Raw genomic sequence first — 12772 nt, 5'->3', positions numbered from 1 at the left:
TAGATATAAAATTTATAATAACAAGCCGTTAAGAAATTAACGGCTTGTTTTGTTTGTTTTTAAAACAGTATTATGTAAAGTGTTGAAAATGAGTTATATTTACGTGAGGTTAGAGTCTTAGATTATATGAAAATTAAAACTTTACAAGTGTGGAATTTTTAAAAAACACAAATTTTAAGCGTACATTAAAAGTAGCCATTTTACTTTTTATTATTCCGTTATTTCTAAATGCTCAAACCGAAATAGAATCTCAAAATAAAGAAGAATGTCCTCCTAAAACTATTTTAGAGCTTTTCAAAAAGAAAGATTCTGTTTATGTAGTCAAGCCTACAAAAAACGATTTTTTTCTTGTAATTCCAGCTATAGGTTCACAACCTGCAACGGGATTTTTCTTTGGCGCGGTGGCACAATATACTTTCAAAGGAAAACAGGAAAACGATAAATATTCTGTAGCCAATCTTGGAATTCTTTATACCCTGAAAAAACAATGGATGATTAACGTTAAGAATAATATTCTGCTAAAGAATAATAAAATATTTTTAAGTGGAGATTATCGGTTTTATATTTTTTCGCAACCGAATTACGGATTGGGAACAGCTATTATTCCGCCCCGGAGAGATCGTCCCGATAGTTTTAGTATTGATTCTATTGCCCAATCCATGGATTATAATTATTTCAAGTTTCATCAAACGGCTTCTTTTGAGGTAAAAAAGAATTTTTATGTTGGTGGAGGTGTAAACATAGACTGGTACACTAATATAAAAGATAAAGAACTGGATATTGAAAATGGAAATTTAACTTATCATTACAATTACAGTCAATTGCATAGTTTTGATAATTTAGAATATTTTCTAACGGGAGTAAGTCTAAATATGGTTTATGATTCCCGAGATAATCAGGTGAATTCTTCCCGAGGCTGGTTTGCTAATTTGAATTATCGTTTTAATCCCGTTTTATTTCACAATCAAAAATACAGTAATGTTTTGTATGCGGAGTACCGACATTTTGTGCCACTTTCGCAAAAAAACAATCGTTATATATTGGGAATCTGGGCTTACGGACAGTTTATAACCAGAGGTGAAGTTCCATATTTAAATCTTCCAGCTATCGGTTGGGATCAGCGAAGTAGGAGTGGAGAAGGTTATACCCAAGGTTTGTTTAGAGGAAACGGATTAATTTATCTTTCTACGGAGTTCCGTTTTCCTATTACCTGCAATCAAATGTTAAGCGGAACAGTTTTTACCAATTTTGTAACTGCAAGCAATGCCGACAATAATACAGGACTTTTTCATTCCATTCAGCCTGCGGCTGGAGTTGGATTCAGGATATTAATAGATAAAAAAACAAGAACCAATCTTGTTGCCGATTATGCCTGGGGAAATAATTCGAAAGGATTTTACCTAAATGCAGGAGAAGTGTTTTAATAGTAAGACTCTTCAATTTGAACTCGAAGCAACAATATATTTTAACTTCAAAAATTGAGAATCAGAAACATTTATCTAAAATAAATAAGAAAAAGCAGGTTATTTTGGTCTGCTTTTTTATGTATTGGCGTAATTGTTCATAATTAAATCATAATTTCTATCCGTAATAAGTACTATTTTTGAAACTCAATCCTTATTTTTGTTGTATATACAAATTACTATGAAGTTACTAATAGTCGAAGATGAGCCAAATCTATTATCAATTCTGCGTAAAGGATTTGCCGAAAATAATAATGAAGTTAGTGTAGCTCTTGACGGTAAAACCGCTTTGGAGATGATTCATAATTATACTTTTGACGTTGTAGTTTTAGACGTGATGCTTCCAGATATTAATGGAATCGAGATTTGCAGAAGACTTCGTGCCAGCAAGAATTTTGTTCCCATTTTATTGCTTACTGCTTTAGGAACTTCAGAAAACATTGTAACTGGTCTTAATGCCGGTGCCGATGATTATTTGGTAAAACCTTTTAAATTTGGAGAACTAGATGCCCGAGTAAATGCGCTTTACAGGAGATCACATCAGGAAACAGAAAAAATTGATACTATCGTTATTGGTGATTTAGAGATAAACGGACGTGCCAAATCAGTAAAAAGAGGAGCTGATAGCATTATTCTCACCGCAAAAGAGTTTAAACTATTATATTATTTGGCAAAAAATATGGGAAGAATCGTTTCTCGTGACCAAATTTTAGATAATGTTTGGGATATTAATTTTGATATGAATACCAATGTTGTGGATGTATATATCACTTATTTAAGAAGAAAAATCGATAAGCCTTACGATACCAAACTTATTCATACTATGAAAGGTTTGGGCTATGTTATAAAGCCATAAATGGATATTAGAAAAAAAATTACTTTTAACTACGTTGCCCTTTCTACCTTTAGTACGTCATTATTGTGCATTATTGTGTTTTTCTTGTTTAGGGAAAATAACAGATACCACTTTTTAAAGCGTTTAGATGATAGGTCGAAAATTGTAGCGTCTATTCATTTTCAAAAAGATCCTGAGAAAATAAAATACTATAAAAATCTTCAAAAAAATGGTCTCGAAGAATTAATTGAAGAAGAAGAGTATGTATTAAAAATCAACAGTCATAATTCTTTTGATTATAATACAAATCTAAATCTTCCGAATACTTTTTACACCAACATTTTAAGTACAGGAAAAGATTCTTACGAAAAAGATAATAAATATTATCTAGGCCAGATTTTTCAGGAAAACGGACAAAGATATATTGTTATTGTAGGAGCCAGAGACCGAAAAGGAAAAGATACAACGGTTTACATTGTCAAAATTATGCTTTTTGGAGGCATCGGTTTTGTGATTCTGGCTTTCCTTTTAGGGCGTTTTCTAGCAAAACGTGTTATTAATCCTGTTGCTCGCATTACAAAAGAAGTAAAAAGAATTAGTGCTTCTAACCTTCACAATCGTTTGCCCGAAGTTAAAAATTCTGACGAAATATCGGATTTGACCAATACGTTTAATAATATGTTGGATCGACTGGAAACTTCTTTCGAAATTCAGGCCAACTTTATTAATAATGCTTCTCACGAATTAAAAACACCAATAACTACTATTATTGCTGAAGCAGAAATTATGCTTTTAAAAGAACGTGCAGTAGAAGAATATGTTGAATCATTAGAAAATATATACAGTCAGGCTTCTCGTTTAGGAAATTTAACAGAAAGTCTTTTAAAGTTAACTCAAACAGGTTACGACGGACAAAAACAAGTTTCGGATGTTGCGAGAATAGACGAACTATTATTGGATGTAAAATCGGATTTAGACAAAATTTATCCGGACAATCGTGTAAGTATTATAATTAATATAGCTCCTAAAGACTCTAATTTACTCTTACTTCCATGCAACAAACCTTTATTAGAATTAGCGATTAATAATATAATTACAAACGGCGTAAAATATTCAGATAACAACGAAGTATTTGTAAATCTTTCAGCAAATGATGAAATGATCAAAATTACGATCAACGATATTGGTATCGGAATTCCGCCTGAAGATATTCCTCATTTATACGAACCTTTCTTTAGAGGGAAAATCGCAACTAAATATATTGGTTATGGTTTAGGACTTCCTTTAGCTTCCAAAATTATCAGAATGCACGAAGGGGAATTACAGGTTCAATCCGAACAAAATAAAGGTACTATCGTAACGATTATCTTCAAAAAAAGAAACATTAAAAAATCTAATGTTTAATCTTAGGAAATTCTAATTTTAGCTTAAGAAGAGTCTAATTCATTGATTGTTAATTTGTAAGTATAAACTAAACGATTATACTTATGAAAAATTTTCTTATACCTACGACTTTAAAAGATGATACAATTTCGGCTGTTAAATCTGCGGTGAATCAGTCGAAAGATACTGAATCAGAAATTATATTAGTATTAGTTTCAGAAGCGCCAGATACCTTTTCATCTTCCAGTTTTTTACGCGAAATGAGGTCAGGACTTACCAAAAGTCAGGAAGAAGTTCTGGAAACCTGCAGATATATTATCGACCATACTCCAAATGCAAAACTGAAAGTTCACAATCAATACGGACTTTCGGCACCTATTTTAAAACGCCTTATAGAAGCTTTTTCTGTAAAGCTGGTTATCCTTACACATTCCTATAAACAGGAAACCAAAAAAATCCATCAATATTTTGTGCAGTTGGCGGGAAATCAAAAATGTCCAATTCTGCATTTAAGTACAGAAATTAATAAAGAAGTTTTCAGTAAAGCACTTTATGTAGAAAATTCAACGGCCAATATTCACGTAAAAGATGTACAGCAATATTTAAGTGAGAATTTCTCTTTTGAAATCGTAAGCCAGACGGCCAATTTCGAAGATAACTACGAGAATGTTGCTCCATTTTTATCAGAAGCCATTTCAAAGCATAACATAGACATGCTTGTAGAAACCCGAAAAGGCGAAAAAATCAAATTTAAAAAAGTAAAAAAAGAAAATGTCAATGAGAAATTGGGACTTCCAGTGCTCTCATTGTATGAAGAAATTGTTTAGTTCTTAGTACCTAGTTCCTAGTTATTTGTCTTTATACTTAATTGACATTCACTAAGGACTAGGTACTAAGAACTAATTACTAAACAGCTGCAATATTAATTTAAAACCGAAAATATGTTATTAAAGAAAAGAATACCAATGAAGTACGTTCTCGGGAAAATTAAAGGAGAAATTGCTTTAGTATTGGCTTATACCGTACTATTTGAAATATTTCATCACTATTTTATAAACCTTCCCGTAGATATTCCGATCGCAATTCCAACAATGATTGGAACCATTATTTCCTTATTATTAGCGTTTAAGTCCAATCAGGCTTATGACAGATGGTGGGAAGCGCGAATTGTCTGGGGAGCTATTGTTAACGATTCCAGAACCTTAATCCGTCAGGTTTTGACGTTTTATAAAGATCCCGATTTTTCTGTTGAAGCCAGTGAATTCAAAGAGAATTTTGCAAAAAGACAAATTGCGTGGTGTTATAGTTTAGGAGAATCTCTAAGAAAGAGAGATGCCATAAAACCGCTTGAAGGTTTAATGAGCGAAGAAGAAATTAGATACATTAAAAACCATCAAAACGTTCCAAATGCTATTTTGATGCTACATGCAAGAGATTTGCGAAATGCAAAAAACGAAAAGAAAATCAATATGTATCAGCAGGTTGAGATTGATAATACGTTGTCTAGACTTTGTGATGAAATGGGAAAATGTGAAAGAATTAAAAATACCATTTTTCCAACAACCTACAGTATGTATATCAGATTGACTTTATGTCTGTTCATTTTATTATTGCCTTTTGGTCTAACAAGTGTGTTAAGCTGGTTTGCAATTCCGTTAATTACAGCAATTGGAGCCGCTTTCTTTTTGATCGAAAGAATGGCAATTCATTTGCAAGATCCATTCGAAAACAGAGCAACCGATACACCTGTTACGGCTATTGCAAATACTATTGAAAAAAATATTAAACAAATGCTGAATGAATATCAAAGCGAATTTGATATTCTGAATGAATTTCACTTAGTAGACGAACCTAAGAAAGTCGAAAAAGACGCTTACTTTGTCTTATAACTATTTAATTTTGGTCTTCTTTTAATTGTTGGCTGGACAGTGTGTAGTTGCACTGTCCAGTTTTTTTGTTTGATTGCTAAATTCACAAGTATTTTAAATATAGCCAGTGGTTTCAACCACTGCAACGCAATCAATATAAAAATCTTCTATATGTCCTCGCGGTTAAAACGGGATGTTTATTTATGCATTTTACAATTGTTTCGCCAACCTTCCCAAAGTCTGAATAGCAGTTCTCAATTCATTCGACCAAGGCAATCCAAAACTCAATCGCATACAGTTTGAAAATTGATCCTGAAGCGAAAAAATCCTTCCCGGTGCAATGCTGATATTGTGTTTTAAAGCTAAATGATAAAAGGCAGCAGTATCTATTTTTTTATCCATTTCAACCCAAAGAAAAAAGCCGCCTTGTGGCTGACTTACCTTCGTTCCAGCTGGAAAAGATTCTAAAACAGTATTGATATAATTGGTACAGTTTCGATTTAAAATCTGGCGAATTTTACGCAGATGATTTTCATAACGACCATTTTTTAAAAAATCTCCCACAACTTCATGCGTAATTGTGGTATTGGAAATAGTATGATATAATTTTGTTCGTAGAATTTCTTTTTTGAACTTTCCAGGAGAAACCCATCCCGCACGATAACCCGGCGCCAAAGATTTAGAAACCGAACTGCAACAAAGCACAATCCCGCTTTCGTCGTAGGTTTTACAATTGGTTGGTCGGCTGGTGCCAAAATACAAATCGCCGTGAATATCATCTTCTATTAAAGGAACGTTATAAAATTCCATTAAGCGGACAATTTCCTTTTTATGTTCATTCGGCATCATACTTCCAGATGGATTGCTGAAATTACTCATTAAAACACAAGCTTTTACTTTGTTAGAAGCTAATGTTTTTTTTACAGCTTCCAATTCGATTCCAGTTGTCATGTTGGTTGGAAGCTCCATAACATATAAACCTAAAGATCTGGCCAATTGTAAAATCCCAAAATAAACCGGACTTTCAGTAATGATAGTATCTCCGGGTTTCGTCAAAGTCAATAAACAGTCTGAAATTGCAGAGATACAGCCGGGCGTTGTAATAATATCATCTTCTGTCAAAGAACCACCCCAAGTAAACGACCAGCGGGCAATTTCTTTGCGTAAATTACTGTTTCCCTGAATTTCTTCATAACTCGTTCCGCTGTTTGGTAGCTGACGCATTGCCTGAACCATTCCTTTATTTAGTTTTGCAATTGGCAGTAATTCATTCGACGGAAAACCAAGCGAAAGCATCGTCAGGTCTTTTTTACGCATATCGTCATAAACCAAATCGACTAAATCTTCACGTTCTATGTTTTCCAAAGTCAAAATCGGCGTACTTGCTGAGGGTTCCGGAATTGTTCTTGCCGAAATATTACTCACATAATAACCGGATTGCGGACGAGATTCTATCAAAGAACGGCTTTCGATTTCGTAATATGCTTTGCTGACAGTACTCATGCTATAACCTGTTTCGGCGCAGACTTCTCTAATGGAAGGCAGTTTGTCGCCAACGTTTAAAAGACCAGATTTAATCTGTTTTTCGATACGGTCTGCAAATTGAAGGTATAAGTAATTGGCGTTTTTCATGTCAAAAAATAAAACTGTTATGGTGCAATTTACAAAAACTGTATCTGTATTGCTGTTTTATTTTTTAGAAATTTGCGTCATCAAAAGGAAACAATTCAAAACAGTGTTTTTGTGAAAACAACAAAGTATTATATAGCGGCGATAATTGCCTTTACTACCTGGGGACTTTTCAGTTTGGTTTTAAGACCAATTCATGAATATCCGTCATTGGATATTTTGTTTTATCGTGTTTTCAGCTGTAGTATTTTAATGCTTTTGATCGCTCTTTTATTTAAAAGAAAAAAAATAAAAGAGACTATAGAAATCTTTAAGGTTTTACCAAAATCTGAAAAAAGAAAATCGATTTTACTCAATATCGGTGGAAGTGCTTTTTTAATGGGAAACTGGTTTACGTATATCTATGTAATGAATCATGTCAGCGTTAAAGCAACTTCTTTGGCATATTTAGTTTGCCCGATTTTGACCACTTTATTGGCCTATTTCATATTAAGAGAAAAATTGTCCAAAACACAATGGATTTCTGTTGGATTAAGTATTTCTGGCTGTATGTTATTGTCTTATGCCGCTATTATGGATATGGTTTTCAGCATTATTATCGGATTAACTTATGCTGCTTATTTAGTAAGCCAGCGTGCCAATAAAGGTTTTGATAAATTTATTGTACTAACTTTTCATATTACTTTGGCAGGATTAGTATTATTACCTTTTTATCCGGTTTTTGGGGGACCGGTACCAACGGAATTTAAGTTTTATCTCTGTATTGAGACCATTGCAATTATGTTTACGATAATTCCGTTGTTTTTGAATTTATATGCGCTTTCAGGAATCAATTCTTCGACAGTGGGAATGCTTTTAAACATTAATCCTATGATTGCATTTGGATTAGCAGCCTTTTTCTTCAAAGAGAATATCACATCTCTGCAGATTACGGCATACGGAATCATTTTTATAGCAGTGTTAGTTTTTAATTCACATCATATTTTTGCGATAAAGCAAAAAATGACCGCAATATCCAAAGGTTCATAAATCTTAGTTTTCATATTTTTTATTGGTTTAAAATCGAAAATTACAAGAATCTTAACAGGATGTTTAAACAGGAATGATTATTTTTCATTCCTGTTTTTTTATGCGATAAAGTGTAAAAAAGTAAATAGCCACAGATTATACAGAGTAAAAGGATTGTTGTTGTCTATAAAATTAGCCACGAATTCACGAATTAAAAGATTTTTTTTAAATAATTCGTGAATTCGTGGCGAACAAAAAAATCTTTTAAATCCTTTTTATTCTGTGGCTAAAAAAACTAATTCAAACCGAATCCTAATATATTGATATGAAAAATACCAAACTTCAAGCCTTTACTCCGTTATTTTATTTAGTGTGGTCAGATGATTTACTGACACAGAAAGAATTTTCGACACTGAAAGAGTTTATTAATTCGCTGACTGTTTTATCAGAAGAGGAAAAAGGATATTTATTATCCAAAGTGGATATTTCAAATCCGCCTTCGCGAAATGAACTCACTCAATGGAAATCGGATATTGAAAAAAGCATTCAGGATACTTCTTCTATCAAATCGATTTTTGATATTGCAAAAGCACTATCAGCAAATGAATTGGATTTATCGCCTATCGAATCCGATTTTAAAAAATTAGAAAATGATTTAGGAATTTTGGGAGAAGAAGCGCTTCAAAACTTCAAAACCAAAGCAGGTTCTTTTACGGCAGATTCACATACCAATGCCACTTTTGATATTCAGAAAATTACCAAAATCTTAAACGGAAAAGAAGCGGCAATAATCGAAAAAGTGAAATCAGTAATTTCCAGACCCGAATTTGCTTATGAAACTTCTACGGATATTAATGTTTTCAGACAAACTGTTTACAAATGGTGTAAAATTTTAGCCGATGAAAATCTTGGAAATATGGCATATCCAAAACAATATGGAGGAGGGGAAAATATAGCCGATTATTTTGCGATTATGGAAACGCTGAGTTACCACGATTTAAGTTTGGTAATTAAATTTGGTGTTCAGTTTGGATTGTGGGGAATGAGTGTACAGTCATTAGGAACCGAAAAACATTATGCTAAATATTTAAAAGATATTGGAACGTTGAAACTTCCAGGCTGTTTTGCCATGACCGAAACACATCATGGATCGAATGTAAAAGGCTTAGAAACCACAGCAACGTACAATCATAATGATCAGACTTTTACGATTCATACTCCCAATAAAAACGCTCAGAAAGAATATATTGGAAACGCTGCTGTTCACGGACAAAAGGCGACTGTATTCGCAAAACTAATTATAGATGGACATGATTATGGGGTGAATGCTTTTGTTGTGCCTTTACGCGATCCAGATGGAAATGTGGTAAACGGTGTAACAATTGGGGACTGCGGTCATAAAATGGGATTAAACGGAGTAGATAACGGAACCATCAGTTTTGATAATGTCATAATTCCAAAGGACGATATGCTCGATCGTTTTGCTTCTGTAAACGAAAAAGGAGAATTCGAAAGTCCAATTCCGAGTGATAACAGAAGATTTTTTACCATGTTAGGAACTTTAGTAGGAGGAAGAATCGGGATTCCACGTTCGGCTTTAGCGGCAGCGAAATCAGGACTGACGATTGCCATTCGCTACAGCGATCAAAGAAGACAATTTGGGCCAGAAGGTGGATCTGAGGTTCCAATTTTAAATTACAGAATGCATCAACGACGTTTATTGCCTCATTTAGCTAAAACTTACGCAGTTCATTTTGCACTTCAGTATTTGACGAATAGATTTTTAAATGGAACGGAAACAGAGATGCAGGAAATCGAAGCTTTGGCAGCCGGAATGAAATCGTATTCAACTTGGAGTACTAGAGATATTCTGCAGGAATGCCGTGAAGCTTGTGGCGGAAAAGGATATTTATCTGAAAACAGAATTGATGCATTAAAAAATGATACTGAAATTTACACCACTTTTGAAGGAGATAATACTGTTTTAATGCAATTGGTGGCTAAAAACCGTCTTTCAGAATTCAGAAAATCGTTTGGCGAAATGGGATCGTTGGGAATTATCAATTACGTTTATGAAAATGCTAAAACGGCAATTACAGAGAAAAATCCAATTGCAACCCGAAGAACAGACGATGAACATTTATTAGACAGCGAATTTCATTTACAAGCTTTTGTTCACAGAGAAAAAACAATTTTGGCATCGGCAGCAAGACGTATTAAAAAATTGGTTGATGGTGGTTTAGAAGCCTATGATGCTTTTAACGTTGTACAGCATCAAATGATTGATGTCGCTCAGGCTTATTTGGAGAGAGTGGTTTTGGAACAGTTTCAGATAGCAATTAAAGCGATTGAAGATGAAGAATCAAAAGCGATTTTGACGAAGCAATGTCAATTGTATGCGCTTTCGCAGATAGAAAAAAATAAAGCTTGGTATTTGGAAGACGGCTATATGGAAGCAGTCAAAACAAAAGCGGTTCGTAAAATAGTAAATCAGCTTTGCTGGGATATTCGTCCTGATGCAGTGGCATTGGTTAACGCATTTGATATTCCCGAAAGTTGTTTAGCAGCGCCGATTGCAGTTTAAATATTATAATTTTGAAAGAGAGCTTTGTCAAAGTTTAAAACTTTGGCAAAGCTTTTTTTTGTTATTGTGGAATAATTAAATTTATTGCTTGTAGTGTTTTTGTGTTGTATTTTTTATATCAAAATAAAAAACTCCCTCCTTTTAAGTACATTATTACCCTAATCAAAAAAATCAGTTTTTATATTTTCGCTTTGTTATATTTGTAATTCCTTTATATTAAATCAGCTTGAAAAATTATTACTTATTTCTGTTTCTTTTTATTGTAAGCTTTCCAGTCTTCGCATTGGAAGGTTCAGATGCTATTTTAAAACAATTAAATGAGGCAATAAAAAACAAGCAGCATTATGTGAAAATAAAGGAGGAAAGAATTCTCAATTTCAAGAAAATAAAATCGGATAATCTTACCAAAGAACAGGAGTATAATTTTAATAAAACGCTGTATTTAGAATATCAAAAGTTAAATTCAGATTCGGCTATTCAATATGTAAAGAAGAATATAAAAATTGCTGAAGCACTTCAAAACAAAGAACTTTTGAATTTGGCACAGTTGCAATTGGTAACACTCTATTCTTCATCTGGAAAATATCGGGAATCTGAAGCCATTTTAAAAGGCATCAATAAAAAAACGCTTCCAGCTACATTGTTGCCGAATTACTATATTTCGTACCGTGAATTTTTTGAGCATTATGCAGCGAATAGTGATAATAGGGAATACAGAAAACAAATTGGAAAATATCGCGATTCATTATTGAGTATTTTGAATCCGAATACTTTAGAATATAAAATCAATAGAATCCAGCAGGATATTTTTATTCATAGAAGATACAATGAACCAGAAAAACAGCTGCTTTCTTTATTGAGCAAAACAAAAGAAGAAAGTCCAAACTACGCTATGATTACCTATTTACTGGGTAAAATTGCTGAAGCTAGACATCAGTTAGAAGATAGAAAAAAATACTACGCACTTTCTGCTACATCAGATATTAAAAATGCCAATAAAGACAATGCTTCGTTACAGGAATTAGCATTGGTTTTTTATGAAATCGGAGATGTTGATATGGCTTATAAATTGACACAATCGGCTATTGAAGATGCGCTTTATTGTAATGTTCAGTTTAGAACACTGTTGATGTCAGAAGTATATTCGATTATCAACACGGTTTATTTAGAACGTGAAAAACAGCGAAAAAGCGAGTTGCAGATTTATCTGCTTTGTATCAGTCTGCTTTCACTATTCTTATTGGTTGCTATTATTTATGTGTATAAACAGATGAAAAAGGTTTCGCGAATTCGAACAGAATTATATGAAACCAGTCAGAAACTGGCTGAATTGAACAAAGACATTACAGAAACCAACAATCAGTTACAGCAAAGTAACTTGCAATTGTCTGAATCTAACTTAGTTAAGGAAGAGTATATCGCGCATTTTTTCAATTTATGTTCGACTTACATCAATAAATTAGAAAACTACCGCATTATTCTAAACAAAAAAGCAACCGCAAAACAGTTTGATGAAATTTATAAAATCTTAAAATCAACAACTCTAGTTGATAATGAGTTGGAAGAATTGTACAAGAATTTTGATATAATCTTTCTGAACTTGTATCCAACATTCGTAAAAGATTTCAATGCCTTATTAATTCCAGAAGAGCAGATTGTTCTCAAACAAAATGAATTACTGAATACAGAACTTCGAATCTTTGCTTTAATTAGACTTGGAATTACTGACAGTGTCAAAATCGCCGCATTTTTGCGTTACTCTCTAAGCACAATTTACAACTATAGAACCAGAGCTCGAAATAAGGCTGTAGTTTCCCGAAATGATTTCGAAGAAATGGTTATGAAAATCGGTTCAATGGCTTTGAAAGTATAAAGATTTATTTTAAATCTACTACTTTTTTTTATTGTTTATTTTGTTTAAAATATTGAAAATCAATACTTTAATTTTTTTACTTACTACTTTTTTCTATCTAAAAATGTATCGTGTACGATAACGTTTTAG

Annotated in this window: 9 protein-coding genes; 8 read left to right on the top strand and 1 reads right to left on the bottom strand. The window is 33.0% G+C overall.

The genetic code is table 11. The features are described from left to right. The first annotated feature begins 149 nt into the window (after nucleotides 1-149). The 5 genes from GSY47_RS26350 to GSY47_RS10570 all read left to right on the top strand — a co-directional run bounded on the left by GSY47_RS26350 (nucleotide 150) and on the right by GSY47_RS10570 (nucleotide 5570). Nucleotides 150-1424 carry a BamA/TamA family outer membrane protein gene (locus GSY47_RS26350; protein ID WP_179003419.1) on the top strand — a complete coding sequence of 425 codons (1275 nt, stop codon included), beginning with the start codon at nucleotides 150-152 and terminating at the stop codon, nucleotides 1422-1424. A 220-nt stretch (nucleotides 1425-1644) separates the two neighbouring features. Next, nucleotides 1645-2319, top strand: a complete 675-nt coding sequence (locus GSY47_RS10585; RefSeq protein ID WP_109192922.1) for a response regulator transcription factor — start codon at nucleotides 1645-1647, stop codon at nucleotides 2317-2319. Beyond that, nucleotides 2320-3702, top strand: coding sequence for a HAMP domain-containing sensor histidine kinase (locus GSY47_RS10580; RefSeq protein WP_179003420.1), 1383 nt, complete (start codon nucleotides 2320-2322; stop codon nucleotides 3700-3702). It abuts the gene before it with no gap. Between the two features lie 83 nt (nucleotides 3703-3785). Continuing rightward, nucleotides 3786-4508, top strand: coding sequence for a hypothetical protein (locus tag GSY47_RS10575; RefSeq protein ID WP_091496877.1), 723 nt, complete (start codon nucleotides 3786-3788; stop codon nucleotides 4506-4508). Nucleotides 4509-4622: 114 nt separating this feature from the next. Then, on the top strand, nucleotides 4623-5570 hold the full coding sequence (locus GSY47_RS10570) for a bestrophin family protein (RefSeq protein WP_179003421.1): 948 nt from the start codon (nucleotides 4623-4625) through the stop codon (nucleotides 5568-5570). 189 nt (nucleotides 5571-5759) lie between these two features. Here the strand turns inward: GSY47_RS10570 and GSY47_RS10565 are convergent, their stop codons facing one another. Then, nucleotides 5760-7181 carry an aminotransferase-like domain-containing protein gene (locus GSY47_RS10565; RefSeq protein ID WP_179003422.1) on the bottom strand — a complete coding sequence of 474 codons (1422 nt, stop codon included), beginning with the start codon at nucleotides 7179-7181 and terminating at the stop codon, nucleotides 5760-5762. A gap of 111 nt (nucleotides 7182-7292) precedes the next feature. Between GSY47_RS10565 and GSY47_RS10560 the strand changes: the two genes are divergently transcribed. The 3 genes from GSY47_RS10560 to GSY47_RS10550 all read left to right on the top strand — a co-directional run bounded on the left by GSY47_RS10560 (nucleotide 7293) and on the right by GSY47_RS10550 (nucleotide 12643). After that, a complete protein-coding gene (locus tag GSY47_RS10560) occupies nucleotides 7293-8207 on the top strand; it encodes an EamA family transporter (RefSeq protein WP_179003423.1) in 915 nt (304 codons plus the stop codon). 304 nt (nucleotides 8208-8511) lie between these two features. Continuing rightward, nucleotides 8512-10770, top strand: coding sequence for an acyl-CoA dehydrogenase family protein (locus GSY47_RS10555; protein ID WP_179003424.1), 2259 nt, complete (start codon nucleotides 8512-8514; stop codon nucleotides 10768-10770). Between the two features lie 226 nt (nucleotides 10771-10996). After that, nucleotides 10997-12643, top strand: coding sequence for a DUF6377 domain-containing protein (locus tag GSY47_RS10550; RefSeq protein WP_179003425.1), 1647 nt, complete (start codon nucleotides 10997-10999; stop codon nucleotides 12641-12643). The last annotated feature ends 129 nt before the right edge of the window (nucleotides 12644-12772 follow it).

This window comes from Flavobacterium quisquiliarum (genome assembly GCF_019308285.1).
GTDB classification, from domain to species: domain Bacteria; phylum Bacteroidota; class Bacteroidia; order Flavobacteriales; family Flavobacteriaceae; genus Flavobacterium; species Flavobacterium quisquiliarum.
This window is presented reverse-complemented; position numbering and strand designations above follow the sequence as displayed.

Coding starts and splice junctions, on each gene's coding strand:
- GSY47_RS10585 (WP_109192922.1), top strand. CDS start 1,645: ATGAAGTTACTAATAGTCGAAGATGAGCCAAATCTATTATCAATTCTG.
- GSY47_RS10580 (WP_179003420.1), top strand. CDS start 2,320: ATGGATATTAGAAAAAAAATTACTTTTAACTACGTTGCCCTTTCTACC.
- GSY47_RS10575 (WP_091496877.1), top strand. CDS start 3,786: ATGAAAAATTTTCTTATACCTACGACTTTAAAAGATGATACAATTTCG.
- GSY47_RS10570 (WP_179003421.1), top strand. CDS start 4,623: ATGTTATTAAAGAAAAGAATACCAATGAAGTACGTTCTCGGGAAAATT.
- GSY47_RS10565 (WP_179003422.1), bottom strand. CDS start 7,181: ATGAAAAACGCCAATTACTTATACCTTCAATTTGCAGACCGTATCGAA.
- GSY47_RS10555 (WP_179003424.1), top strand. CDS start 8,512: ATGAAAAATACCAAACTTCAAGCCTTTACTCCGTTATTTTATTTAGTG.